Below are 26,514 nucleotides of genomic sequence, written 5' to 3'. Positions count from 1 at the left end.
GCGCGGCGCTATTTTTCCTTGCGCCAGTTGACCGAGCCGCGGTTCTCGATCGAGCTGGATTCGATCTCGATATCAAAGCCGTGGTCGAGCAGGTATTTCAACGTCAACACCTGGCCGGTGCCCAGCAACGACACGCCGTAGCCGACGTACAGCCTTGGCGAGAGCTGCTTGCCAACGCCGAACACGCTGCCGCCGAGCGCTTGGCTCTGCATTACCCCGGCTTCGTCCAGGCCGATTTTCGCGCCCAGCTGGGAAGCCAGCAGGCTGCCGCCGGCGGTGAGGGCGGCGCTGGCGGCGTTGAGCTGGCCGCGCTCGCTGCCGCTCAGGGTCGACAGCGGGCGGCCCAGGGTGAGGTAGGCGAGCGACTCGGCCTGGGAGCTGGCGGGATTGGACCAGACCTCGGCCTGCGGGTCGGAGGCGCGGCCGCTGACGTCGACACCGGCGGTGACATCGCCGATCTTCCGCTCCGCGCGCAGCCGGATCGCGGGGTCGGCAATCGGGTCGTTGGACCAGCTCAACTGGCTGCTGGTGATGCGCAGGTCCTGGCCGTAGGCGGTGTACTCGCCGGCCACGGTGATGATGCCGGTGGCGGTCATCTCCCGTCCGGGGCGCGACACGATACGCATGCCGCCGCCCAGCTTCCCGTCCAGGCCGAAGCCGTTCATCTGCACGTCGTCGCCGAGCCGGATCACCAGCTCCATCTGCAGCGGCGTACCGGGGCCGTCCTCGGGATCGACCGGATCGAGCACCACGACGTCATCGGAGACCGCTACCGTCTGGTCGAGTTGTTCCAGGTTGATGCGGGCCTCCGGCACCTCTACCCGGCCGCTCAGTTGCAGTGGTTGGCCGGCCTGGTACTGCAGCTTCAAGTCCGGGCTGGCGACCAGGCGCAGTTCCAGGCTGTCCGATACCAGCACGTCGGCGCCGCGGACCGTGAGTACCAGCGGCGTCTGATCGCCTTGCCAGCCCAGGCTGCCATCGATGTTGAGCACGCCGCTGCCGGGGTTGCCGGCGGTCGATGCGGAACGCACGCTGCCATGGATCTGCGCCGTCCCGTCGGACAAGGCGTTGAGCTGCAGGTTGCCCTCGCGCAGGGTGATGGCCAGTGCCGGGATCTCGGTGCTGAAGTCGGTCAGTTGCGCCTGTCCGCCCAGTTGCGGCTCCGCGCGGGTACCGCCCAGGCGGATATCGGCGTTCAGCTGGCCGGTCGGCTCGACGATGTCGGCAACAAACAATTCCAGCCAGGTGAGTTCATCGGTGTCCAGCGAGACCTGACCGGCGAGGGGAGAATAGGCATCCCAGCCGGTAATGACGTGCGCGTCGATGCGGCCGTCATCGTTGAAACCGGAGGCGAGCACCGCCTCGATCCCCTGGCGGCGGAAGTCCGCCGTCAGCGACAGGTTGTCGTATTCAATCAGCTCGCTGCGTGCACGTGGACTGGCCTTGATGCCGCCACTGGCCGAGCTGACCCGCATCTTGCCTTCCCAGTAGTCGCCCACGGGACGCAGTTGCGCATCGATGGCGATCTCGCCACGCATCACCCACGGCCGGTCCTCTTCGCGTTGTGGCAGGTAAGGTTGCACCAGTGCCAATGGCAGCCCTTGTCCGGTGATGCTGATGCCCGGTCGCGGCCAGTCAACCGCCACGCACGCCGAGCCGCCGGCGCTGGACGCCAGGCACGCATTGTCGAGGCTCCCGGTGCCGGCGGGGTCCGGGCTCCAGGCGAACGCCGCCGGTTGCAGCAAGTGCCAGTCCGCGCCGCGTTGCAGCTCCAGCCGCAGCGTCTCCAGCACGCCTTGCCAGCGACGGCCTTGCCGGTCGAGCTTGGCGGCCACGGCCAGGCTGCCCAATGCGCCGCTGGTGTTGGCGTCAAGCGCCAGCTGCTCGACGGCCCCACGGGCGTCGATGGCCAGTGTGTCCAGTTCGATGCCCGCGACCAGATCGCTGGCACGCACGCTCAACGAGCCGTTGCCGCGCGACCATGGCAAGTGGCCGTCGATGCGGATCGAGCCGGCCGAGTAGTCACCAAAGACAATCCCGTTGCCGTCCAGGTCGGCGCTGATGTCGGGTGCCGTGGGCGAGCCAACCAGGTGGATCTCGCCGCTCAAGCTGCCGGCGCTGTCGGGCAACAGGTCGGCCAGCCGCAACGGCGAGAACCGCGCGTTGATGTCCAGGGTATCGCCGGCGCGACCCTGGGCTTCTATGCGGCTGCCGCCGAGGGCGAGGGTCAGTTCGCCCTCGTAGCTTGCGTTGCCTCCGGTGGGCGCCGCACCGTGCATCGTGAAGCTGCCCTCGCCATCAAGTGGTCGTCCGCGCAAGCGGCCACCCAGGTCTGCAAGTTCGGCGTTGATGTCCAGGCCGCCGTCGTCGCGGGTGAGCCCGTCACTGGTGATGTGGCCATTCACCGCCCCATCCCAGCCGGCGGCGAAGTAACCCGGATCAAAGCCGGCCAGTTTTGCGTCCAGGTCCCAGGCCAGGCCCGGTGCCCACGTCACCGTGCCGGTGGTGGCCAGCGTGCCGGTCGGCATCTGCACGTCCAGGCGCTGCAGCTGCATCTGCTGGGCATCGCCGCGCCCGTCCAGGGTCAGTGCCGCCTGCTCGCCGGCGCGCGACAGGGTAGCGGTACCGACCAGCGCCCAGGCCTTCATCGTGCCTGCCAGCCCCAGATCCGCATCGGCGTGGATGACGGGATTGTCAGCAACAGTCGCCGACGAAGTGGTCGCACTGTTGGAGCCACCCCATTGCAGGTCGCGCACGTTGGTGGCGAAACGAAACTCGGGATTGTCCGGGTTGTTGAAGTCGGCGCGGCCGCGCGCGGTGACGGCACCCCCGAGCAGTTGCAGCCGCAGCGGGTTCAGCTGTAGCACCTGGTCCTGGACGTGAAGCCGGGAATTGACTACCCGGGCCTGGAAATCCCCTTGCTGCAGCTCGCCGCGCAAGCGGGCGTCGCCGCCAACCCCATCGGCCTGGAACTGAAATGCCAGTGGTGTTGGCGAAGGTGCGGCGTTCGATCCGGTCAACAAGCCGATATCTAGTGCCTCGGCGTTGGCGCGCAATTGCCAGCGCGGTCCCACGGTGGCGGTCATCGCCGGGCCCGACACGACCTCGCCGGCGCCGGTGACCAGCTGCGGTTCGCTGCCGTCGCCGCGCAGTACCAGTGTCGCCTGGAAGGCTTCCGGTGCGCGGCCGGCCAGTGCCACGTCCATGCGGTCCAGGTCGCCTTTGGCCACAAAACCCAGCCGGGCCGGGGTGCGTCCGGTGGCCGCCGGCAGTATCGCGGTTGCCACCAGGTCGCTGCGGTAGCGGTCCGCGGGCACGTAATCGCCGTGTGCGGTGAACCGGCCACGGTCGCTGTCGACCACCAGATGCTCGATATGCAGCGTGCCCGGGCCGGCATCGAGGCCGCCGCGCAGGCGCTGGATGTCGATGGTGGGAACCCCTTCGCTGCTGACCCGGAACCCGTCGACCTGGATGTCGTCGGCCTGCAGCGCCAGTGGGGGGGCGATCTGTGGCAACGAGTCAGGCCAGCGCGGCAGCTCGAACGGCTCATCGCCTTGCGGCAGGTCCAGCGTCGCGTTCTCGATCTGCATCGCGTCGAGCCGCAGGCGCCGGCCCAGCAGCGGACGCAACGCCGGGTCCACGGTGACACGCTGCGCGGTGAACACGATGGCGTCGTAGGTAAAGCGCACGTCATGCATGGTCAGCGGTCCCGACGCGGGTCCTTCGGCCTTGCTCCAGCTCAAGGTGGCGTTGTCGGGCAGGCGCGAGACCACTTGGCCGAGCAGGAACTCGCGTCCGCCGATGCTGCCCAGCAACCAGTAGCCGAATACACCCAGGGCGACGACCATCAGGGCGACCGACAGCCCGCCACGGATGGCCAGGTAGCGCGTACGGGCCTTGCGTCGCGCACGCAGCTCGGCAATCCGCTGCTCGCGCTGTTCGGCAGTGAGGTCGGGATCGATCCGTCGGCGCAGGATGCCGGCCATCGGCTACAGGTCCGCCCCGATGCTGAGGTAGATCTGGAACCCGGCGTCGGGATCGTCCAGGCCGTGGCCGATATCGACCCGGACCGGGCCGACCGGGGAGCGCCAGCGCACGCCGGCACCGACGCCTGTGTGCCAGTCCGGCGTGCCGTCGAACGCGCTGCCGCTATCGACGAACGCCGCGGCGCCCCAGTTCTGGGTGAAGTAGTGCTCGTACTCGACGCTGGCAGTCGCCACGTTCTGCGCGCCCAATGCGTACAGCTTGCCGTCGCTGCCCTCCACACGCGGACCGACCTCGCGCCAGGCGTAACCGCGGATGCTGCGGTCGCCACCGGCGAAGAAGCGCAGGCTTGGCGGCATTGCGACCAGGTCGTCGGTGAAGGTATGGCCCAGTTCGCCGCGCACGATCAACCGGTCGCGATCGCCCATCCCGCGATACCAGCGCAGCGTCGCCCTGGCCTGGGAAAAGTTGGCGTCGCTGCCCACACCTTCCAGGCCGCCGCGCACCAGCAGGGTGCCGGCGAGACCGTTGCGGGGGAAGACCAGACTGTCGGCATCGATGTATTCGGCCCGCAACGACGGATAGGTGAAGGTCGCGTAGCGGTAATCCGGGCCGGTGCTGGCGTCGCCATCGTCATCGGCCAGATAGGACCAGCGCTCGCGCAACGCATGCAGCGACGCGGTGACGTTGAGATGGTTGTTGATGCGTCCGCTGCGACTGCCGACGAACTCGATCCGGCGACTGTCCATGTAATCGGTCTGTTCGTCCGCCGCTTGCGCGCTGAAGGTATACCAGCCGTCCACCCACGCGAACGCGGGGATGCGGTACTGCGTGGTCAGGGTCTTGCGGCGCTGCGCGTAGTCGAGTTGGACCAGTGCCTTGTGGCCACGATCGTTGACGTAACGGCGCTCCATCCCCAGCCGCACGCCCGGACCACTGTCGGTGCCATAGCTCAGGCCGGCGCTGTAAATGCTGCGTTTGGCGGGAAACAGCAGCACGTCGATGGGAACCTGGCCATCGACGGCCTCGTCGGGGTTGGGATTGATGACGACCGAGGAAAAATAATCCAGCCGTGACAGCGACTCGCGCAGCCGGTCCAGCTTGCCCTGGTGGTAATAGCTGCCGGTTTCCCAATAGACCAGATTGTCGAGCAGCGAGGTGCGCAGGATGGCCTTGGGCTTTTGCTCGAACGTGATCACGCCCATGTCGTAGCGCGGGCCACTGGTCCACACCAGGTCGATGTCGGCCGCGTGCTCCGCGCGGGTGACTTCCACCCGGCGATGGGAAAAGTCCGCGTCGAAATAGCCGCGCTGGCCAAGCCGTCGGCTGATGCGGGTCTTGCTGGCTTCATACACCGGGTGTTCGAACACCTCGCCAACCTCCGGCTGGAACGCGGCGATGTCTTCGGTCAGGTACCGGTCACGGCCACCGGCGCCTTCGATGGCAACATGCTCGCGTCGCACCCGCACCGGCTCCCCGGGATCGACCGCGATGGTCACCGTGGAGGTGGCGTCGCCGCGGTCGCGCTCCACGGTAATCGTCGGTGAGTAGTAGCCGAACGGCTCCAGTGCTTCACGGGCCTGGTCTTCGGCCTCGCGCACCAGATACGCCAATCGCCGGCCGGACAGGTCCTTGCCGACCACGTCGACCAGCGCCACGGCGCTGCGCACGTTCTCGGTCATCGCCTCGTCCAGGCCTGTGACGATCACCTTGTCCACCTTCGCTGCGTGCACCGGGCCGCTGGCAAACAGGCACAACGCGGCGACGGGCAGGGCGAGGGGGGGAAGGCGCATGCGGGCGAGGATACCGGTAGCGTGTCAAGAATGGATTAGGACAGGTCTCAGATCGACCGGCCTCACATCGACCGGCCTCAAATCGACAAGTACTCGATTGCCGCAACGCTGCCCAGCCGGTCACTCAGACGCTTGAGCAGCGCCAGCCGGTTATTGCGTACCGCCTCATCGTCGGCGTTGACCATCACCTGCTCGAAGAAGGCATCGACTTGCGGACGCAGCCGGGCCAGCCGGCCGAGTACGGCCACGTAATCGTCCTGCTCCAGCAGCGGGTCGGTATCGGCGATCGCCGCATCGACCGCTTCCGCCAACTCGCGTTCGGCCGGCTCGCAAAACAGGTTCGTGTCGACGATGTCCGGCACCGGTCCCTCGACCTTCTTGAGGATGTTGCGGCTGCGCTTGTTGGCGGCGGCCAATGCGGCCGCTTCCGGCAGGGCCGCGAACGCGCCGATCGCCTTGAGGCGGTGGTCGAAGTCGAGCAGCGAGTCGTGGGCCACATGGGCCACCGCCTCGAACTGCTGCACCGAGATGCCCTGGTCGGCGTAATAGCCGCGCAGTCGGTCGTAGATGAAGTGCTGGATTTCGGCAGCTAATTCATGGTCGTTCGCCATGTGGCCACCACCGCTTTGAACGGGTGCGAGCTTTACGCCTTTCGAAGCAGCTTCCTTGGCTGCTTGGTCTTGCTGCCATGCAGCGGTAAACAAAATTGCGTGTGAAGCGCTTTCAACCGCAGGCAGGAGCAGACTGTTCAGGTTTAGGGCGTGACCGCCTTCGAGCAAGGTGCGTGCCAGGCTCAGGGCATTGCGCCGCAACGCGAACGGATCCTTGTTGCCGGTTGGCTTCAGGCCGGCGACGAAACCCCCTGCCAGGGTGTCCAGTCGTTCGGCGATGGCCAGTACCTGGCCGAGTTTCGATGGTGCGATCGCATCGCCGGAGAAGCGCGGCATGTAGGCCTCGTCGATCGCGTGGGCGACCTCGACCGGCTCGTTCTCGACCGCCGCGTAATAGCGGCCGGCGATGCCCTGAAGTTCCGGGAACTCGCCCACCAGGCGCGACTGCAGGTCGGCCTTGGACAGTTCGGCGGCGCGCCGGGCCAGTGCGGGGTCGATGCCGACTTCGCCGGCGATCGATCCGGCCAGCGCCATCACGCGTTGCACCTTGTCGGCGAGGCTGCCGAGTTTGGCCTGGTAGGTCACGCTGCCAAGCCCGTCGTTCATCGACGCCAGTCCCTGCTTCATGTCCTCCACGAAGAAAAACTTGGCGTCGCTGAAGCGCGGCCGGATCACCCGCTCGTAACCTCTGCGGACTTCGGCCTCATCCGTGCTGTCGATGTTGGCAATGGCGACGAAGTGCTCGCTGAGCCGGCCCTGCCCATCCAACACCGGGAAGAACTTCTGGTGGGTTTCCATGGCCGCGATCAATGCCTCGGACGGGACCGCGAGGAACTCCGACTCGAACCCGCAGGTGATCGCACTGGGCCATTCGACCAGACCGTTGACCTCTTCAAGGATGCCAGGCTCGATCCGCGCCACGCCGTTGCATGCCTGCGCCGCGGCCTCGACCTGGCGCACGATGCTTTCGCGCCGCTCGTCGGCATCCACCAGCACTTTGGCGCCACGCAGCGATCCCACGTAATCGCCGGGCGTGCTGAACCAGACCGGCTTGTCATGCATGAAACGATGACCGCGACTCATGCGATCGCTGCGCACGCCCAGCAGTTCGACCTCCACCACGTTGTCGCCCAGTAATACCACCAGCCAATGCACGGGCCGGGCAAAGCGGTAGTCGTGGTCGCCCCAGCGCATCGGCTTAGGTATCGGCATCGCCGCCAGCGCTTCGCTGATGATTGCGCCCAGCAGGTCGGCGGTCTTCGCGCCCGGCTTGACCGAGCGGTGCACGAAGCGTTCGCCCTTGTTGTCGCTGGTTTTCTCCAGCGAGGTCCACTCGACGCCGGCCTTGGCGGCAAAGCCTTGCAGTGCGCGCGTTGGCTGGCCATCGGCGTCCAGCGCGATGTTGAGGTACGGCCCCAGCACTTCGGAAGACTGCTCGGGTTGCTCAACGGCCACGCCGGGCAGCAGCACCGCAAGCCGGCGCGGGGTGTACAGCGGCTTGGCTTCGTCGCGCTCGAAGGCGATGCCGCGCTTGACCATGCCGTCGAGCACGCCATCGAAGAACGCTTGCGCCAGCCCGGCCAACGCCTTGACCGGCAGCTCCTCGGTCCCCAGCTCGATCAGCAGCGGCTGCATTGGCACGCCCGTGTTGCCCGAGGTGACGTTACTCATCACACGCTCTCCTTGCCGGCCTGCTGGGCGGTGGTGTTCTTCATTCCCGGGAACCCCAGTTTTTCGCGCTGGGCGTGATAGGCCACGGCCACCGCCTGGGAGATCTTGCGCACGCGCAGGATGTAGCGCTGGCGTTCGGTGACGCTGATCGCGCGGCGCGCATCGAGCATGTTGAAGCTGTGGCTGGCCTTCATCACCTGCTCATAGGCCGGCAGCGGCAGGTTGAGTTCGACCAGTGCCAGCGCTTCGGCCTCGCACTCGTCGAAGCGCCGGAACAGCACATCGACGTTGGCATGCTCGAAGTTGTAGGTGCTCTGCTCGACCTCGTTCTGGTGGTAGACATCGCGATAGGTCACCGGGTGGCCGTCGGGGCCGTGGGTCCAGACCAGGTCGAACACGTTGTCGACGCCCTGCAGGTACATGCACAGGCGCTCCAGACCGTAGGTGATCTCGCCCAGCACCGGCCTGCATTCCATCCCGCCGGCCTGCTGGAAGTAGGTGAACTGGGTCACCTCCATGCCGTTGAGCCAGACTTCCCAGCCCAGCCCCCAGGCGCCGAGGGTCGGCGATTCCCAGTTGTCCTCGACCAGCCGCAGGTCGTGCACCAGCGGGTCCACGCCGAGTGCTTTCAGCGAGTCGAAGTACAGCTCGACGATGTTGTCGGGCGAGGGCTTCATCGCGACCTGGTACTGGTAGTAGCGCTGCAGCCGGTTGGGATTGTCGCCGTAGCGGCCGTCGGTCGGGCGGCGGCAGGGCTGTACGTAGGCAGCGTTCCACGGCTCCGGCCCCAGCGCGCGCAGGAAGGTGGCCGGATGGAAGGTGCCGGCACCGACCTCCAGGTCCAGCGGCTGGATCAGCACGCAGCCCTGCTCGGCCCAGTACGTGTTCAGGCGCTGGATGAGTTGTTGAAAGCTGGGGGGCTGGGAGGTCGTGGGCGACAAGGCGCGTGAGTCAGGCTGCGACATGCTTGAAAGGCCGTGGGGCAAAGCAAGTTAGTATACGGCCCGCTCTGCACGCGTCGTTTTTTCGCCGCTTCACACTGGGATACGCTGTCCGTGACCATGCCCTTCCTGATTATCGCGACTGGCCAGCCGGCCGAACCCCTGCGCCGCCATGGCGATTTTGCGCACTGGATCCGGGTGGCCGCGGGCTTGCCACGCGACGGCGCGATGGTGATCGATGTCCAGGCCGGTGACACATTGCCCAATCGCGAAGGCTTCGCCGGGGTGATCGTGACCGGGTCGGCCGCGATGGTCACCGATCGCCTGGCGTGGAGCGAGGCCACCGCGGCCTGGTTGCGCGACGCGGCGCACGCGGGCTTGCCGGTATTCGGGATCTGCTACGGCCACCAACTGCTGGCGCACGCGCTGGGCGGAGAAGTCGGCGACAACCCGGCCGGACGCGAGATGGGCACGGTCGCGATCGAGCTGCTGCCCGCGGCTGAGCAGGACCCGTTGTTCGCGCCGTTGCCTGCGTCGTTCGATGCCCAGCTGACCCACTTGCAGACTGTGTTGCGCGCCCCCGCCGGGGCCGAGGTGCTGGCGCGATCGGCCGCCGACCCCTGCCAGGCCTTCCGCTGGGGGAGTAACGCCTGGGGAGTCCAATTCCATCCCGAATTCAGCGCCACTCATATGCGTGGTTATATCGACGCGCGCAAGATTGCGTTGCAACGCGAAGGACTCGATCCACGGGCGATGCTCGCGGCGGTGGGGGCCTGTCCGCAGGCTCGACGAGTGCTGCGCCGATTCGTCCACCACGCGCGCGGGCTGCCACATAGCGTATCGACAAGGGAGAAAACCGGATCATGACGGATATTCGCAAGGTGCCTGCCGGTGCAGGCGCGGAATGGTTGTTGGGCGGCGTGGCGTTGTTGCGCAAGGCGCCGCTGACGCTGGGTCTGCTGGGCGTCATCTGGGGTGGCCTGTCGACCCTGGCATCGGTCGGCGGCCAGGTCTGGCTGAGTCTGGTGTTGGCGGTGCTTGGTCCGGTCCTGTTTGCCGGCGTGGTTTACGCCACGCGCGAAGTCGACCTGGGGCGCCCGGCGTCGCCGGCCGACCTGGTGCAGGGCGTGCGTGATGGCAAGGTGCCGCAGCTGTTGGCGATGCTGCTGCCGCAGATCGCCGCGTTGGTGGTGGTGATCGTGTTGCTGGTGGCGATGGTGGGAAGTCAGGAGCTGGTGCGCCTATCCGAGCTCATGGTCGAGCTGCAGGTCAATCCGGATCCCGCGCTGGTCGAGTCGCTGCCGCTGGGTCGGCTGTTTGGCTGGATGATTGCCGCGTTGGTGGTCGGCGTAGTCGCCGGATTCTTCACCTTCGTTGCGATTCCCGAGGTGATGTTCACCGACCGCGGCGCCTTCGCGGCGATGAAGCTGAGCTTCCGCGCCTGCCTGCGCAATCTGGGTGCGGTATTGGTGCTGCTGGTGCTGCTGGTGATAGCGATGGTCGCGCTGAGTCTGGCGTTGCAACTGGTCGGGATGGTGTTGAGCATGGCAATCGGGGCGATGGCGTCGATGTTCGTGGTTCAGCTGCTGCTGATGGCGATCCTGCTGCCGGTGATGGGCGGAGTGGCCTATCTCGCGTGGCGGCATATGATCGGTGACGCACCGACGGCGCCAGTGGCGTCAGCAGGCGGTTTCGAGGCCTGACCCGAGCCAGGCAGGCAATGGCAGTGCGATCCTCGGGGGAGGACGTCCGCCATGTGGGGGAGCCTGGTGCCGGCGCGGTTGAATCGCCAGTCACACGGCTGGCTGCCGGTGTCGCTGGCCACGTGCCGGCGTCAGGGCAGTGCCTGCTCCAGCGTGGTGCGCATCACCGCCATCGCCGCAATCATGCCCCATAGCGTCAGTGCGATGGTGGTGATCGCGAGTATCCCAAGCCAGACCCAGGCCCAGGTTGGCAGTCTGTCGCCTGGGCCACCGGTTGCCACCGCTGGGGGTGTCGCCATTGGGGCGGTTACGACCCGTGTCGCGCTGATGCGGTCGTGCAAGGCCAAGTGTCGCGGCGCCAATGCCGCCATCAGGTGACCGACGTTCAATGTCGCCCAGGACAGGCTGCCCGCAAGGTGACGGCTGAGGGCGCGGCCCGGTGTCAATGTTTGGCCCCCCAGGTCGACGACCTGTAAACCAAGCAGGCGCTGGCCCGGTGTCGCTCGTCGGTACGAGCCCTCGCAGGCGACGTGATAACCGCCACCAAGCAAGGCGACCGCGAGCAGCAGCGGCCATGTCAGCGACCACAGCGTCGACTGCAGGCCCAGGCTCGCCTCATGCAACGCCGGGTTGTGCAGCAGTGCCGCCGCCAGTTGCGGCAGGGGAACGTAATTAATGATCGCGTCGGCCATGGCTTGGCTTGCCGTCTGCAACAAGCCGGTCACCTGGGACGGCACGGCATGCGCCGGAGCCGAGATGACCGGCCAGGCCAGCAGCAGGGCCAGCGGCGCGATCAGTGCCATATCGATTGACCATGCCGCGGCACGCTGCCAGAACCCCGCGGAAGTCGGTAGCCGGCCGTCGGGATGCGCGGTCACACCTACTCTTCCGGGGCGGCCGCGTCGGGTGGGGCCAGCCACCGCGATGCGACGATGCCGACCTCATACAACAGGCACATCGGGATCGCCAGCATCAACTGGGAGACCACGTCCGGCGGGGTGATCACCGCGGCGACGATGAAGATGCCCACCACCGCGTAACCGCGTGATTCACGCAACTGCTGCGGGGTGACCCAGCCGAGCAGCGTCGCGATCACCAGCGCGACGGGCAGCTCGAAACTGGCGCCGAAGGCCAGGAATATCACCAGCACGAAATCCAGGTAGGCGCTGATGTCGGTCATCATGGCCACGCCATCGGGCGCGATCCGGGTCAGGAAGCCGAATACCATCGGCAGCACCAGGAAGAACGCGAACGCGCAGCCGGCGTAGAAAAGCATGACGGCCGAAGCGAGCAGCGGAATGGCGAGCCGCTTCTCACGCTGGTACAGGCCCGGTGCGACGAACGCCCACGCCTGGTAAAGCAGCCAGGGCATCGACACCATCACGGCGGCAAAGAAGGCCAGCTTCACCGGGGTGAAGAACGGACTGGCGACTTCCACCGCGATCAGCTGGCCACCCGCGGGCAACTTTTCCAGCAGCGGCGCGGCGAGCAAGGCGTAGAGGTCATTGCCGAACGGCAGCATCACCACCAGCACCACGACCAACCCGACGACCGCGCGCAACAGCCGTGAGCGCAGCTCGATCAGGTGATCGAGCAGGCGGGGGGCGTTGCCCGACTCGGTATCAGTTGGCTCGTTCGGCGCAGTCATGGGCGCGACGACGACGGGTCGCGGACCGGCTTGTCAGGCGATGGTGGGTCGCGCCGGACAGGGTCAGGCTCGACAGGGTCGGGCTCACGTCGCGCCGGGGCAGCTGGACCGGGCTCCCGGTGCTCGGGCTCGGCCGGCTCATCGCGCGGCGGACCGGGTTCGCCGGGATATGGCTCATCGTGCGTCTGGTCGCCGCCGGGCGCGGGCTGCCCGGAACCATGCGAGTCGTGGTCGGCGCTGGGTTGCGCCTGGGTGGCCTGGGTCCATTCACGTTCGGCAATATCGCGGCCGTGTTGCAGGTCGCGTCGCAGACCCTCGCCGCTGGCCTGCAACTGGTCGCGGGCATCGCGCAATTCGTCCTGGGTCTTGCGCAGGCTGCTCTTGAGTTCCTCGTCCGCCAACTCTCTTTCCAGTTCGGACTTCACCGAGTACCACTGCGCGCGGGCGCGGCGAACCCACAGTCCGGCGAATCGCGCAGCGCGTGGCAGGCGCTCGGGGCCCAGTACCAGCAACGCCACGATCGCCACCACGAAAAGCTCTGAAAAGCCGATGTCGAACATGCCGGTAGCCGGAGGACGCCGATGCCCGCGCTCAGCGCGGGGTGTGCTCGTCGTCGTGCGCGGCTTCCTTGTTGCGCGAAGGCGTCTCGTTGTTGGCGCTGTCGCGACGAGCCGCATCCGACAGCTGCGCCGGCGGCTGGTCCTTGCGTGCGGTGTCGTCATCCGCGTCGTGGATTCCCTGCTTGAAGCCCTTGACCGCCTCACCCACGTCCTTGCCCACGTTTTTCAGGCGCTTGGTTCCAAACACCAGTACCACGATCACCAGCACGACCAGCCAGTGCCAAATACTTAAACTGCCCATCGGATCTCTCGCTGGAAGTGGGGATGCAGGATAGCGCAGCCAGCCTAACCGAATGGCATCGCGATATCGGCCAGTGCCTCAGCCAAAGGCCAATCGCCGGCTGGCAGCCACTACTCGATCGGAGGCAGTGGCTCGGTCTGGATGGGTGGCGCGGTGGGGCTGTCCACGGTCTGGAACGGCTCCGGCTGGCTTGTGGGCTGGTTTGTAGGCGTGTTGAGCGGCGCATTCACGGGGCCATTGACGGGGTTATTGGCCGGCGACGGCGTGTACTGCGGGGCTGCGGTCGTGACGGCCGCCGGTGCGGGCGTATTGCCTTGTCGCGCGCTACGCGCCGCTGCCGTGGCTTCTTCCAGCTGGTCGCGGAAACTCACGATGGTGTCGGATGGACGCGCCTCGGCGCGGCCTTCGAAGATCATCCGTGGCGTAGTGCCCGGGCCGTAGGCGGCAACATTGGCGTCGTCGTCGATGCTCACTACCCCCCCGTCCAGCGCGACGCCCGCAAACAGGCCGCGGGCCCGTGACCACGACCAGATCTCCGCCTTCAACTTGCCGTCGGTGGCCAGGCTGGTGGTTCGCCCGATCGGCCCGGCGGCGATGCTGGCATCCGCACCAAGGGTGATCTTGCCGTTGACGATGGAGTCCACGCCACGCTGGCTGGTGAAGACCATCACCACGTCGGAGGACTGCACGCCGGCCTGGAAGCCGATGCTGCCACCGGTCAGCTTGACGAAGGCGGGATTGGACCAGGTGCCTTGCGGCGTCTTTACCGAGACCAGGCCGTGACCACGGCGACCGCCGATCACCAGGCCGATCTTGAGCGTGTCGGGCACCACCACTATCGCCTTGGCCTCGTCGAACAGGATGTCCGGAATGCTTGACTCGGGAATGGCCTGGATTTCATTGAGTACGCGCAACGCATTGCGTGCACGCTCGTCCTCGGCAACACCCGCCATGGCAGGGGCGGCCAGACCAAACGTGAGCAAGGCGATGGCGAGTCGGGGCAGGATGGGCATGGGCAACTCCGGGGACGTGGATGCAAGCGGTGCGCAACGAATCATAATGGGTGCGCTGCAATTGACCGCGACGCGCGAATGGAGTTCAGGCTAATGAGAAGGCGATGAATAAGGTAGGAACCGACACCGCACTGGTACTGGTCAACCTGGGTACCCCGGCCGCGCCCACCGCCGCGGCGATCCGTCGTTACCTGGGAGAGTTCCTTGGCGATCGGCGGGTGGTTTCGCTGCCACGGTGGTTCTGGCTGCCCTTGTTGCACGGGCTGATCCTGCCGCTGCGTGCACCCAAGGTGGCGCCCAAGTACGCCAGTGTGTGGATGGCCGAGGGCTCGCCGCTTGCCGTGCATACCCGGCGCCTGGCCGAAGCGGTTCAGCGCGAAATGCCCGGGGTGCGCGTGATCGATGCGATGCGCTACGGCGAGCCCTCGCTGGCGCAGGTGTTGCAGCGATTGCGGTCGGAGGGGATCAAGCGCGCGCTGGTGTTGCCGTTGTATCCGCAATATTCGACCACCACCACCGCTTCGGTGGGCGACGTGGTTGCGCGAGCCGGATCGCTGCCGTTGCGCATGGTCCAGGACTATCACCTGGATGCGGGCTGGGTCGATGCCGTGGCCAGCTCGATCCGCGCCCACCGCGACCAGCATGGTGCCAGCGAGTTCCTGCTGTTTTCCTTTCATGGCTTGCCGCAACGCCTGGTCGACGCGGGTGACCCCTACCAGCGTCAATGCGAAGCCGGTGCCCAGGCGATCGCGGCGGCCCTGGGGCTGGATGAGGCGCAATGGGGCGTCAGCTACCAATCGCGGTTCGGCCGTGAGCGCTGGTTGGAGCCGGCCACCGCCAACACGCTGGTCGCGTTGGCCGACCGTGGAGTACGCAAGGTGGACATCGTGGCGCCGGGATTCGCCGCCGACTGCCTGGAAACCCTGGAGGAGATTGCAATCATGCTGGCCGAGGACTTCGCCGCGCGCGGTGGCCGGCTGCGCTACATCCCGTGCCTGAACGACAATCCGGCACACGCCGCAGCATTGGCGGCAATCGCACAACGCGAGTTGCAGGCATGGGATTGAGCAGCGTCAATGCGCACGCCATGCGCGAGATCAACCTCGACACGTCGCTGGGCCGGTTTGCCGGCTTGCGCAGCGGCACAGCAGGCGCGCCGCGAGTACTGGCGCTGCATGGCTGGCTGGATAACGCTGCCAGCTTCGTGCCGTTGCAGCCGTGCCTGGGCGGGATCGACCTGGTCGCACTGGACATGCCCGGCCACGGCGCCAGCGTCCACCTGCCAGCGGCCGCCGAATACACCGTGGTCAATACCGCCCGGGTGGTCTTTGCCGCGGCCGATGCGCTGGGTTGGGAGCGGTTCTCGCTGCTTGGCCATTCGCTGGGCGGCGCCGTGGCCAGCGTGATGGCCGCCGCCGCACCGGAGCGGATCGAGCGGTTGTGCACGATTGAGTCGCTGGGCGCGCTGGCCGAGCAGGACAACGAGGACGAGGAGGCCGTGATTCGCCTGCACCGATCCTTTTCGCAGCGGTCCGCTGAGCGAAAGCCATTACGGGTGTTTGCCGACCCGGCGGCCGCGGTGCGCGCCCGGATGATGGCCGGCGGAATCAGCGAACCCGCGGCTAGCCTGTTGGTGGCCCGCGGCCTGGCGCCCGCCCGTGGCGAGGACCGGGCGCGCGGCTTCAGTTGGCGCAGTGATCCACGCCTGACCCGTCCCACCGCGGTGCGACTGAGCGAGGCGCAAGTGCGTAGCCAGTTGGCGGCAATCACCTGTCCGGTCCGGGTGATCTATGCCGAGCCGGCCCAGGTTTACTTCCCGGAGACACTGCGCCGCGCGCGTTTTGATTGCCTGACAAATGCGGATCTGGTGGTGTTGCAGGGAGGTCACCATGTGCACATGGAAGCGCCTGCGGAGGTCGGCACGGCCATCGGTGACTTTTTCAGTGCTGCCCGCCGAGTAACGCCCGCAAGGTCGCCTTGAGTCGGCGGCCCTCGCTTTTCAGGTAATCCCGGTCCTCCCGCCACGCCGGGCAACGCGCCTCGACCTCACTCCAGAAGGCCGGTGAGTGGTTGGCCTGGAGCAGATGGCACAGCTCGTGGACCAGCACATACTCAAACGCCGAAGGTCGCGCCAGTACCAGTGACAGGTCCAGCGCCACGGTGCCGTCGGGCGCCAACGAACCCCACTGCGACGACATCTGCTTGAACCGGAATTGCCGCGGCGGCCGTGGCAGTCCGGCCTGGTACGCCGGCAGCCAACGACCAATGTCGGCACGCGCCTGGCCTTCGTAGAAGTCACACAGCGCGCGGGCGATCGCGGAGGGACCAGCGCGGTCAGGCAGGCTGATGACCAGGCCGGTGCCACGGTCGTCGGCATCCTCACCGTCATGCTGAAGCCGGGTGTGACGTCCGGTTTGCCAGCGCAAGGGGAGCATTTGGCTGCGCAGCGGCAATGCCGTGGTCTGCAATCGATCCACCGCCGCCGGTACGTCCACGGCGTGGCGGTCGACCTGTGACGCCAACCAATCGGCGTGCTCGCGGCTGAAGCGCTCGCCGCTGACCAGACTGGCGCGCAGCGGCAAGGTCAAGCGTGGGCCGCGCTCGTCAACGGACAGCTTGATCCGCCGCGCGCGCGGGTCGCGGAACCGTTGCACCACCAACACCCGGCCGTCCGCCAGCACCAACTCGAACGCGTCGCGCTCTACCGCGCGCGGTTTGCGGGCCAGCTGGCGGAACGGGTTGAGGCTCACGGCGGCTCCGGTGACGGACTATTCCGACTTGCTGATCTTGAACGCGGCTTCCAGCACCACGAACAATCGCTTGACCTCCGCGCTCATCAGCGCAAAGCGCGCATCCAGCTCGGCGCGCACGTCCTCGCTGTCGGTGGACTCCAACTGGTCGACGGCGCCGTCCAGCAGCTTGAACTTGCGTACCACCAGATCCTCGCCGAGTACGAACGAGACGTGGTCGTCCAGGGTCAGCGCCAACCGGGTGACCTGCTTGCCGGTCTCCAGGTGCTTGGCGATCTCGTCGTTGTCCAGCTCCATGCGCTGCACCTTGACCACCGCACCGTGATCGGCCGGATCGCGCAGTTCGCATTCGTCGCCGATGCTCAAGCCATCGGGCAACGGCTCGCCGGCAACCCAGCCGGTGAGGATCGAGCGCGGCGCGATCTCGGCGCTCAGCGGCAAGGCCGGGAAGCTGCCCAACGCGCGGCGGATCTCGCTGCAGACGTGCTCCGCGCTCTTGCGGCTGGAGGTGTCGATCACCACGATGCCGTGTTCCAGGTCGAGCAGCGCATCGGTGCGGCTGGGCTTGATGAACGCCCGCGGCATCAGCTCGGTGATCAGCTCGTCCTTGATCCGCTTGCGGGTGCGCCCCCCGGGCTTGCGCCCCTCGGTCTGTTCGATCTGGGCCAGTTTGCGCGCCAGCATGTCGTTGACCACCGAGCCGGGTAGCAGTCGATCCTCGCCGCCCATGGTCAGCCACAGCGCATCCCCCAGTCGATGCGAGAGCTCCTCGGCATCACGGCCGAACGGCGAGATGAAGCCGCGCGAGGACAACTCCAGCGCGCCGACCGGCTTGAGCAGGCATTCCTGCAGGCCGGCATCGAGAGCGTCGAGTTTGGTGCTGGGGGGAAAGCGGAACAGGGTCAGGTTGCGGAAGAACATTCGATATCCGGAAAAGAGGCAACGGTCGTGCGGACCGGCCATTCTACCGGCCGCGGCCCGCGTTGCCCCTGCCGCGATGGGCGGATGTCGTGCTGATTGCCCGGGCGCGCTATTGTGCGGGGATGAACGACAGCGGCGATCCGGCTGACATCGAACGACGTCTGGTGCAGCTGCGCCAGGAGCACCGTGAGCTCGATGCCGAGATCGCCCGGCTGGTCTCGTCTGGGCCGGACGCATCCGACGAGCTGGCCTTGAAACGGCTGAAGAAGCACAAGTTGTCGCTGAAGGATTGCATCGCGCGCCTGCAAAGCGCTTTGATCCCCGACTGGCCTGCGTGAGCCTGGAATCCGGCGCTGCGTGAAAGCCGCCCGGCGCTGGATCAACCCGGTCGCTGGTAACCCCCGGCAACGCCATTCTTCGACAGTACCCACTGCCACAGCTGCAACTCGCGGGCGCGGAATGCACCGGCGCACGAGAGCAGGTAATAACGCCACTTGCGGCGGAACGTCTCGCCCAGCTCGTCGGCAAACTGCGGCCACGCCGCCTCGAAGTTGGCATGCCAGGCCATCAAAGTGGGGTCGTAGTAGGCACCGAAGTTGTGCACGTCCTCGGCAACGAACAAACCGTCGATGGCATCGCCGATCTGGCCAGTCGATGGTGTCTCGCCGTTGGGAAAGATGTGCTTGTCGATCCACCGGTCCGGCACCGCGTCGCGCTGGTTCTTGCCGATGGTGTGCAGCAGGAACAGGCCATCGTCGGCCAGGCAACGCTCGGCGACTTCCATGTACTCGCGGTGGTTCTTGTGGCCGACGTGCTCGAACATGCCGACACTGACGATGCGGTCGACCGGCCCGCCGAGGGTGTCCTGGTCAAGCTCGCGATAATCCTGCAGGACGAACTCCAGCGGCAACCCTGCGTAACGCTGCTGGCTGTACCGGGCTTGTTCCTTCGACACCGTCACCCCGATGCAGTGGACGCCGTAATGTTCGGCGGCGTATCCCATGAAGCTGCCCCAGCCGCAACCGATGTCGAGCACGCGCATGCCTGGCTTCAGGTCCAGCTTGCGACAGATCAGGTCCAGCTTGGCGACCTGGGCCTGGGCAAGGGTGTCGGCGTCACGCCAGTAGCCGCAGGAGTAGACCATGAGCGGGTCGAGCATCGCTTCATAGAAACGGTTGCCCAGATCGTAATGGGTCTTGCCGACCTGCCATGCGCGGGTGCGGTTCTGGCGGTTGAACATCCGCACCTGCAATGCGTGCCAGGCAATACGTGCCGGTGCTACCTCGCGTTCGAGATGGGCCCGCAACAGACGGTCGAAGAAGCCGTCCAGCTGCTCACAGTCCCAGGCGCCGGCCATGTAGGCCTCGCCGAGGCCGAGGTTGCCCTCTGCCAGGGCGCGCTCCAGCGCGGCCGGGTCGTGCAGTTGCATGTCCCAGGGACGATCGCCGTTGATGCGGATGTCGGCCTTGCCGAGCAGGCCGGCCACCAGTTGTTGCGGAGCGTTGGCAAGTGGCGGTGACGGGTCGGGCGCAGGGTGGGGCGTTTGCGCTTCGGGAGTGTCGCGAGCCGCGGTGGCGGGTGTCGGTTGAGTCATGACGCAATCCTCCGGCGGTGGTCGCGGCGACCGGCACGGAGCCGGTGTACATCGATCACGGCCGGTCCGCGACGGTTCCGGCGGCGCCATTCATCCTACCCTTACCATGAACCGGTCGCAGCACCCTTCTCAGGGGTTGCCGGGAAGTGCATCCGGATCGGGTTTGGCGGCCTCGGGACTGACCTTTTCGATACTGTGGCGCAACTCCCGGCCGAGGATGAACTTGGCATCGCGCGCCCAGGTTTCCAGCAGTTGGTCGAACACCAGCTTGGCGTTCTCGTCGAGCCGGACCAGCTTGATCTCGCGCAGCTTCTGGATGAAGCCGCGGAACAGGGTCTTGTCGAAGAACTCCGGCGCGGCCGGGGCGTAGAGCAGGCTGAGACGTTGCGCGGCAAGCTGGCACAGGCTTTCCAGCTGCCCGGTGGACAGGGTGCCACTGCCGTTCTTCACCAGCACCGAGATGGTGATGTAATAACGCTCGAACGCCTGCTGCAGGGAATGGCCGATTGCGCGCAGCCGGAACACCTCGTCGCTCTGGCCGGCATTGCGGGCCAGGATGCCGCCGTCCTCGTCATTGACGCGCTCCAGCAGCCCTTCGCGCACGAAGATGTCGATGGTGCCGGTGAGGCGCTCCACGAACTCGTCCTCGCTCCATGGCAGGAACAGTTCGGTCTGCAGGAACGGATAAACGCTGCGGCCCAGCCGCAACACGCTGTCCTGGGCCATGCGGCGGTTGTTCTGGAAGCAGCAGGCAATCCACGAGGCCGCGGTAAACAGGTGCAGCACGTTGTTGCGGAAATAGCTCAGCAACACCGACTGGTCGCCCCCGACCTGCAACACGTCGCCCAGCGGGTGGGCGGTGCGGGTCAGTACGCCGATGTCTTCGGCGTGGGCAATGATCTGCGCCGGGCTGTGCGGGGTCACGGTGACCCGGTCCGAGTACGGCAACTCGGCCAGCAGCGTGGTCGACAGCGCAATCTGGGCCAGCAGGTCGGCCTCGCCCATGGCGTGCTTGGGCGTGGACAGCAGCGCCAGTGCGAGCAGGTTGATCGGGTTGACGTCGGCCGCGCGGTTGACGTTGACCTGGATGCGCCGGGCCAGCGACTCGACCGTCCCCGACAGCCAGGCCGGCTTCTCGTCATCGCCCAGCGCCTTGCCTTCCCAATCGGGCGCGTGCTCGGCCAGCACGTCATCGAGCTTGATCGGCTCGCCGAAGTTGACCACCACCTGGCCGTAGTTGGAGCGCAGTACCTTCGGTATGCCGGCCAGCAGTTGCCAGATCGACTCGCCCTTCTTCTGCTTGCCCGACAACTCGTCCAGGTAGCTGTTGCCCTCCATCAGCTTCTCGTAGCCGATGTAGACCGGCTGGAACAATACCGGCCGGGTCGGCTGGCGCAGGAAAGCGCGCACGGTCATCGACACCATGCCGCCCTTGGGTGGCAGCAGCCGGCCGGTCCGCGAACGGCCGCCTTCGACGAAGTACTCGATCGAGTAGCCACCGGAGACCAGCTTGGCGACGTACTCGCTGAGCACGGTCGAATACAGCATGCTGCCGCGGATGCTGCGACGGATGAAGAACGCGCCACCCTTGCGCAGCAACGTGCCGATGACCGGCAGGTTGAGGTTGATGCCGGCGACGATGTGCGGCGGCACGATGCCACGGGTGTACAGCAGGTAGCTCAGCAGCAGGTAATCCATGTGGCTGCGATGGCAGGGCACGTAGATGACCTCGTGCCCCGGCGCGGCCTGCTTGAGCTTGTCCAGGTGATGGACCAGCACGCCGCGGTAGATCCGGTTCCAGACCAGGGTCAGCAGGAAGCTGGCTGAGCGCACCACCGGGTGGGAATAGTCGGCGGCGATCTCGTAAGCGTAGCCGTGGGCTTTCTTCCACGCGTCTGCAGCGCTGGAATTGTCGCGCCGCGCCTGGTCGGCGATGGCGTCCTTGACCGAGTCGGTGGCCAGCACCTTGTCGACCAGCAAGCGGCGGGTCGACAGATCCGGGCCAATGACCGCGGCCCGGATGCGGCGGAAATGGGTGCGTAGCACGCGTGAGAGCTTGCGCACCGTGCGTTCCGGCGGCAGGTTCTCGGCAATGATTCCGCGCAGGCTGATTGGCGGCGCGAACCGCACCGTGGTGGCGCGGCCATTGAGCAGGATCGCCAGCAGGCGGCGGAAACGGCCGACCAATGCCCAGTTCTCCGAGAACAGCACCGAAAACCAGCCGCTGGTCTTGTCCGGTGCGCGGCCGACGAAGATCGATACCGGCACCAGCAGGACGTCGAGCGTGGGGTCATCGCGGTGGGCTTTCAGCAGCCGTGCCAGCGATTCGGAGTGGCTTTTGGATGATGGCGGTGCGCTACCCAGCGACTGCTGCAGGGGTGCCAGCGTGCTGGCGTTGCGCCGCGACAGCGCGACATACGCGCGCTTGCGTCCCAGCGGGTCACCGGGCAACGGTTGCAGCGGTGAAGGCAGGCCGCTGTCTTGACACGCCCGCTCCAGGATCAGGGCATTGGACAGGCCGTAATGCTCGATCACATAGCAGATGGGATGCTCAACCAGCCCGGCCGCGTGGACCGCCGGCTCGCGCGGTTCAATCGTCAGCGCGATCCATGGCGCCAACAGGCGGCCCAGCAGGCGCGCCCACCAGGGTCGCCACGAGTCTTGTGAGCGCTCCGAGGCGACACCTGCGGCCGTTGTCTTGTCCGTGACCGGCTCGGCTTCATCGCCCAGGGTGGAGCCCGGCTCGAAGCTGGACAGCGACTGGTCGCGCACCGGTTCCGCGGCCGGCGTATTGGCATCGTCGCCAGGAAACTGCAGGGGTGTCTGTTTTGGCATCGGCGCCATTATGCCGGTTCGCTCGCGGTGGATAGACGGCTCAGCGAACGGTGAGATCGGTCGGCGTTTCGAGGGTGGCCGGTGGTGGGCCCGATTCAGCGCCGGTGCTTGCAGCCGGAACCTGGGATCGGGCGTGACGCAACAGGTCGGTCAGGTACCAGTGTCCATCGTGCCGCTCGACCCGAATCTCGGCTTCGATGGCGATGCCGGCAAGAGTGTAAGCCACCGAAACCCGGGCCTGGTCGCCGGTTTGTTCGAGAAGCCGGACCTTGGTGCTATCCAGCGCCTGGTCGAGATCCAGGCCATAGCCGGTCAATACCTGTTTGAAACGTGCGAAGAACGGGGCGAGGCGATCCAGGCTGCGATCCATCCCGGTCGTGGGAAACGCATCGGGAGCGGCCAGACCAGTCAGGCGCGCAGCAGCCACCAGCTGGGGTATGGCTATCCTGGCCTGGGCCACGTCACCCAATGGAGCCTGTTGGGCCCATTCGCTCAACGCCGTGATCAGCTGCACATAATGCTCGCGCTCCGCGGTGCTGTAGTCAGCGCTGCCTTGCACATACTGGGTGGCGAACAAGCCCAAGGTCGCCGCCGCGGTGCGCAATTCCCGGTCTGCGCCGGCAAATTGGTGGTTGTAGGCAGCCAGCAGGGACTTCTCTGCCTCCGGCTCCGCCAACAGGGTGATAAATCCCGGTAGACGGTCGTCCAGCGGCAGTTCGGTCAGTGGCCAGATGGTGTGTCCCTCGCTCCATGCCACGCTCATCTGTCGGTGCAACGACGGTGGCAAGGCGTGGCGCGAGTAGGCGGCCACGTCGTTGGCTCGAAGGTCCTCGACCAGCCGGTTGACCGCCGCGACCGGTCCGGTCGGGCCGGTGCTGGCCGGGGCCTCGGTCGGGGTGCGGTCGCACGCCACGCCCACGGTGGTGATGATCGCCAGCAGCGCGAGGGCCGATAACAGTCTTGTCGATAGCAGCCTGAAAGTGATGCGTCGGATCAATAACATGCAGCGGCTCCCCAGTCGCAGTCCGGCATCTTCGCCGCCACCGGTCCTCGTTACAAGCCGGGTCGATGATCTGGACAACAATGGCCGCCCACCGCGATCAGCGTCCACGGACTTGCAGGCAGAAGGACGCGCGAGCGCACACGATCAATCGCGACCCGGGTCCACGACAGCGCCCGCAGTGTCCAGCGCGGCGCGCTTTGCCTCGCGTTGCGCTGCCGGTGGCAGGCTCCAGTCGTTACCGAACAAGGCCGGCAACCAGTCGCCATAAGTCGGGTTGGACAACATCCACCAACGCTCGCCGAAACGGTCGCCGTATTGCTCCAACAGCGCCTGCCGATGGGCGGTGGTGTTGGGTTCGACCTGGACAAAGTCGCCCAACTGGTCGCCGAACTGCATCAGCACCCGATAGCTGCGGCCAACCAGCTGGCGACGGCATTGCTTGTCGCTGCTGGAGGGTTGCGCGCAGTGCTCGACCTGCAGGCCCTTGCCCAGGTACACCGAGTTGTCGGCGACCGGCAGGCCCACTGCGCGCAGGTTGGCCAGGGTGGCGGCCTGCTGATCATGGTTGCGATTGGAGATGTAGATCATGGTGATGCCGCGGGCACTGGCCGCCTGTGCGAACTCGACCACGCCGGGGACCGGGCGGGCGCTTGCCTCGGCGACCCACGCCGCCCAGGTGGCGGGGTCGTATTGCAGCCCGGTCTGGATCAATCGCGCCTGGTAGGGCGAGTTGTCCAGCACCGTCTCGTCGATGTCGACGATGACCGCCGGCTTCAGCCCTGTTGCGGGGTTGGCGCGCTCATCGGGGACCAGGGCATCCCATTGCGGGTCGGCCAGGGCGGCGTCGAGCTGGTCCGCTGCGGCGCGATAGGTCTGGGCCGCGGTGGCACGAAACTCAACCGATGACTGCATCCACAAAACCGCGTTGAGGTTGTCGTCCGCTGCGGCAACCGAGGCAGACGGTTGGACCTCGGTCTTGGCGGCGCCCGCACCTGGATGAGTGAGGCCGTGCTGGCAACCCGATAGCGCAACGACGCTGGATAACAGTGCGGGAACAAGCAGGCGACGATGCATGACGGGCTCCGGAGGATCAGGTCTGCGAGTGTAGCGGAGGGCCTGCAACCAGAACCCCGGCCGAAGCCGGGGTTCTGGTGGTGCGTCCTTGCCGTGGTTGGGTCAGTCGACGCGGGCCTGGATACTCGCGCGGCTGTAGGCACTTTCACCGACCACCAGGATGAAGTAAGTGGTGGCTTCCGGGTTGCGCACGCGGACGGTCTCGTTGTTGCCCGGACGTGAGGACTCGTGGTCATACGCCGCGGTGGTTGGCGCTTCGCCGGCGCTGACATACACGCTGACGTTGCCGCTGCCGCCGTAGGTCATCACGTTCAGCAGCCGCGAGCCGGCCGGGACTTCGATGCTGTACAGCGTTTCGCTGCCCGACGCGCCGGACAGGTTGCGTACGGCCTCCCTGCTGGTCAGCTCGATCGCATCCGGAGCGCAGTCCTCCACGGCAGGATCGCACGGCACCTCCATCGCCTTGGCCAGTGCATCGGGCGCGTCAAGCAGGCCACTGCCGATGTCCCGGTCGGGGGTAGACGGGAACGGCCGAGCACTGTCGACCAGGATGGCTTCCAGTTCGGCCGGCGTCTTGGGTGCCTGGCCTGCAGCAACCACGGTGCTCTGGACCAGCGCGCCGACTGCTGCAACGTGGGGGGCGGCCATCGACGTGCCGGCCATGCCCATGTAGGTGACCTCACCCAGTTCCGGCGACGTGGCCGAGTCGTTGCCAGCCTGCCAGACGTACCCGTCCGGATTGCCATCGGTAACCCCACCGCCGGGACCCGACAGGTCGACCTTGTCGCCGTAGTTGGAGTAGTAGGCGCGGGCACCGGTGATGCCGACGGCGCCGACCGAGATGACGTTCTCGCAGCTGGCAGGGGAGTGGTTGGCAACATCGCTATTGCTGTTGCCCGCCGCGACCACCACCGTGGTACCCAACCCGACCGCCTGGTTGATCGCCGCCTGGCTGATCGGGTTGCAGCTGCCAGTACCGCCCAGGCTCATGTTGATGATCTCGGCAGGGTTGGTATTGGTGGGCACGCCGGGAACGTCGCCGCCCGCGGCCCAGACGATCGCGTCGGCGATGTCGGAGGTGTAGCCGCCGCATTTGCCGAGCACGCGCACCGGCAGGACCTTGGCATTGTGGGCAACGCCTGCCATGCCGAGGCCGTTGTTGCTCAGTTCGGCAATCGTCCCGGCGACGTGGGTGCCGTGGAACGAACTGCCCGAGGCTTCCACCTCTTGGCATTCGCCGGCGGCGTACCAGTCGCCGTAGTCGTGCGCGCCAGGTACGCGCTCATCGGTCGGACGACGCGATACCTCGGCGTCGGTGATGAAATCGTAGCCGGCCAGCATGTTCGCATCCATGTCCGGATGGTCGATGATGCCGGTGTCCAGCACCGCCACGACCACGCCTTCACCGGTGGAGGTGTCCCAGGCTTCCGGCGCGTTGATGCCGCCAGCCGTGTCTTGAAGGTGCCACTGGTACTGGGCGAAGTACGGGTCGTCGACTACCAGTTGCGGCTGTACCAGGTCGCGGCTGGCGACCTGCCCACTGGTCTTGTCGATCGCATGCATCATCTGGTCGATCTGGACCGACTTCACCGCCGGGTCGGCAGACAGCTCCCGTACCAGTGCCTTCAGCGCAGCCGGGTCGAGATCCCGGTCCAGCCGGACCAGGTCCGCGCCCACCGCAAGCTTGCGCATATAACGGGAGGCGGGTGCCTTGGCGCCGCTCCGAGAGCTGGCCGACAACATTGCACGGCTGCGCGAAGCGGCGGTATCGACGGTCTGCAGCTTGGCTGCGTGGGACAGGTTGCTGTCCTGGTAGCGGATGATCAGGCGGGCGCCGTCCTGGGCTGCGGGGGCAGCTTGGGGGGCACCACGGGTCGGCAGCGGTGCAACGCCGGTGGCCATTGCCGCGGGGGCGGCGATGGTGACTGCCACTGCGGCGGCGAGCAGGCTGATGCGGAACGATGGGTTCTTGCAATTCATCTGGCACTTCCTCGTGGTGATTGACATGCAGGTTGTGAAAAGCGTCGATCTGGAACAGGCTTGATCTGGAACAGGCTTGATGCAGCATTGCGGTGGCGGGGCCAGGACGTTCTGATCCCGACCCCGCCGGGG

At 66.6% G+C, this 26,514-nt stretch carries 21 protein-coding genes; 5 read left to right on the top strand and 16 right to left on the bottom strand.

Features of this window, described 5'->3' with window-relative positions; all coding sequences use genetic code 11:
- Positions 1-8: 8 nt before the first annotated feature.
- From ACW7G1_RS00495 to glyQ, 4 genes are all read right to left on the bottom strand, one after another.
- On the bottom strand, positions 9-3,986 hold the full coding sequence (locus tag ACW7G1_RS00495) for a translocation/assembly module TamB domain-containing protein (protein WP_456977814.1): 3,978 nt from the start codon (positions 3,984-3,986) through the stop codon (positions 9-11).
- Between the two features lie 3 nt (positions 3,987-3,989).
- Entirely contained in the window at positions 3,990-5,777 is a 1,788-nt protein-coding gene (locus tag ACW7G1_RS00490; protein ID WP_456977813.1) for an autotransporter assembly complex protein TamA, read from the bottom strand.
- Between the two features lie 77 nt (positions 5,778-5,854).
- Positions 5,855-8,023, bottom strand: a complete 2,169-nt coding sequence (gene glyS, locus ACW7G1_RS00485; protein WP_456978795.1) for a glycine--tRNA ligase subunit beta — start codon at positions 8,021-8,023, stop codon at positions 5,855-5,857.
- A gap of 35 nt (positions 8,024-8,058) precedes the next feature.
- Positions 8,059-9,024, bottom strand: a complete 966-nt coding sequence (glyQ, locus tag ACW7G1_RS00480; RefSeq protein ID WP_456977812.1) for a glycine--tRNA ligase subunit alpha — start codon at positions 9,022-9,024, stop codon at positions 8,059-8,061.
- Positions 9,025-9,120: 96 nt separating this feature from the next.
- On the opposite strand from glyQ, the gene ACW7G1_RS00475 reads away from it, so the two are divergent.
- Positions 9,121-9,867 (top strand): glutamine amidotransferase, encoded by a 747-nt coding sequence (locus ACW7G1_RS00475; protein WP_456978794.1) that lies wholly within the window; start codon positions 9,121-9,123, stop codon positions 9,865-9,867.
- Complete coding sequence (locus ACW7G1_RS00470) at positions 9,864-10,703, top strand: BPSS1780 family membrane protein (RefSeq protein ID WP_456977811.1); 840 nt, start codon at positions 9,864-9,866, stop codon at positions 10,701-10,703. The genes ACW7G1_RS00475 and ACW7G1_RS00470 overlap by 4 nt, the downstream gene beginning before the upstream one ends.
- Before the next feature lie 131 nt (positions 10,704-10,834).
- Here ACW7G1_RS00470 and ACW7G1_RS00465 read toward each other — a convergent pair whose 3' ends face one another.
- The 5 genes from ACW7G1_RS00465 to ACW7G1_RS00445 form a co-directional block, all read right to left on the bottom strand.
- Positions 10,835-11,581: an RDD family protein gene (locus ACW7G1_RS00465; RefSeq protein WP_456977810.1), complete on the bottom strand. Its 747-nt coding sequence runs from the start codon at positions 11,579-11,581 to the stop codon at positions 10,835-10,837.
- A gap of 2 nt (positions 11,582-11,583) precedes the next feature.
- A complete protein-coding gene (tatC, locus tag ACW7G1_RS00460; protein ID WP_456977809.1) occupies positions 11,584-12,351 on the bottom strand; it encodes a twin-arginine translocase subunit TatC in 768 nt (255 codons plus the stop codon).
- Positions 12,348-12,911, bottom strand: a complete 564-nt coding sequence (tatB, locus tag ACW7G1_RS00455) for a Sec-independent protein translocase protein TatB (protein ID WP_456977808.1) — start codon at positions 12,909-12,911, stop codon at positions 12,348-12,350. The genes tatC and tatB overlap by 4 nt, the downstream gene beginning before the upstream one ends.
- Positions 12,912-12,942: 31 nt before the next feature.
- A complete protein-coding gene (gene tatA / locus ACW7G1_RS00450; RefSeq protein ID WP_456977807.1) occupies positions 12,943-13,212 on the bottom strand; it encodes a Sec-independent protein translocase subunit TatA in 270 nt (89 codons plus the stop codon).
- A gap of 110 nt (positions 13,213-13,322) precedes the next feature.
- On the bottom strand, positions 13,323-14,225 hold the full coding sequence (locus tag ACW7G1_RS00445; protein ID WP_456977806.1) for a YSC84-related protein: 903 nt from the start codon (positions 14,223-14,225) through the stop codon (positions 13,323-13,325).
- 104 nt (positions 14,226-14,329) lie between these two features.
- Between ACW7G1_RS00445 and hemH the strand changes: the two genes are divergently transcribed.
- Together hemH and ACW7G1_RS00435 are read left to right on the top strand one after the other, a co-directional pair.
- On the top strand, positions 14,330-15,292 hold the full coding sequence (gene hemH, locus ACW7G1_RS00440; protein ID WP_456977805.1) for a ferrochelatase: 963 nt from the start codon (positions 14,330-14,332) through the stop codon (positions 15,290-15,292).
- 20 nt (positions 15,293-15,312) lie between these two features.
- Complete coding sequence (locus ACW7G1_RS00435; RefSeq protein ID WP_456978793.1) at positions 15,313-16,206, top strand: alpha/beta fold hydrolase; 894 nt, start codon at positions 15,313-15,315, stop codon at positions 16,204-16,206.
- On the opposite strand, the gene ACW7G1_RS00430 is transcribed toward ACW7G1_RS00435, so the two are convergent.
- Positions 16,166-16,975: a M48 family metallopeptidase gene (locus ACW7G1_RS00430; RefSeq protein ID WP_456977804.1), complete on the bottom strand. Its 810-nt coding sequence runs from the start codon at positions 16,973-16,975 to the stop codon at positions 16,166-16,168. The two genes, ACW7G1_RS00435 and ACW7G1_RS00430, sit on opposite strands and share 41 nt — an antisense overlap.
- An 18-nt stretch (positions 16,976-16,993) precedes the next feature.
- Positions 16,994-17,896 (bottom strand): recombination-associated protein RdgC, encoded by a 903-nt coding sequence (locus ACW7G1_RS00425; protein ID WP_456977803.1) that lies wholly within the window; start codon positions 17,894-17,896, stop codon positions 16,994-16,996.
- A 122-nt stretch (positions 17,897-18,018) separates the two neighbouring features.
- On the opposite strand from ACW7G1_RS00425, the gene ACW7G1_RS00420 reads away from it, so the two are divergent.
- Positions 18,019-18,234, top strand: coding sequence for a YdcH family protein (locus ACW7G1_RS00420; RefSeq protein ID WP_456977802.1), 216 nt, complete (start codon positions 18,019-18,021; stop codon positions 18,232-18,234).
- A 41-nt stretch (positions 18,235-18,275) separates the two neighbouring features.
- Here ACW7G1_RS00420 and cfa read toward each other — a convergent pair whose 3' ends face one another.
- The 5 genes from cfa to ACW7G1_RS00395 form a co-directional block, all read right to left on the bottom strand.
- Positions 18,276-19,490 carry a cyclopropane fatty acyl phospholipid synthase gene (gene cfa / locus ACW7G1_RS00415; RefSeq protein WP_456977801.1) on the bottom strand — a complete coding sequence of 405 codons (1,215 nt, stop codon included), beginning with the start codon at positions 19,488-19,490 and terminating at the stop codon, positions 18,276-18,278.
- Between the two features lie 129 nt (positions 19,491-19,619).
- Positions 19,620-22,325, bottom strand: coding sequence for a glycerol-3-phosphate 1-O-acyltransferase PlsB (gene plsB, locus ACW7G1_RS00410; protein ID WP_456977800.1), 2,706 nt, complete (start codon positions 22,323-22,325; stop codon positions 19,620-19,622).
- A gap of 40 nt (positions 22,326-22,365) precedes the next feature.
- Complete coding sequence (locus tag ACW7G1_RS00405) at positions 22,366-23,328, bottom strand: hypothetical protein (RefSeq protein WP_456977799.1); 963 nt, start codon at positions 23,326-23,328, stop codon at positions 22,366-22,368.
- 144 nt (positions 23,329-23,472) lie between these two features.
- Entirely contained in the window at positions 23,473-24,402 is a 930-nt protein-coding gene (locus tag ACW7G1_RS00400; RefSeq protein ID WP_456977798.1) for a 5'-nucleotidase, lipoprotein e(P4) family, read from the bottom strand.
- A gap of 102 nt (positions 24,403-24,504) precedes the next feature.
- Positions 24,505-26,382, bottom strand: coding sequence for a S8 family peptidase (locus ACW7G1_RS00395; protein WP_456977797.1), 1,878 nt, complete (start codon positions 26,380-26,382; stop codon positions 24,505-24,507).
- Between the last annotated feature and the right edge of the window lie 132 nt (positions 26,383-26,514).

This window comes from Lysobacter sp. A378, from assembly GCF_054052125.1.
Note: the sequence above shows the minus strand (reverse complement) of the source record. Positions and strands in the feature narration are given on the sequence as shown.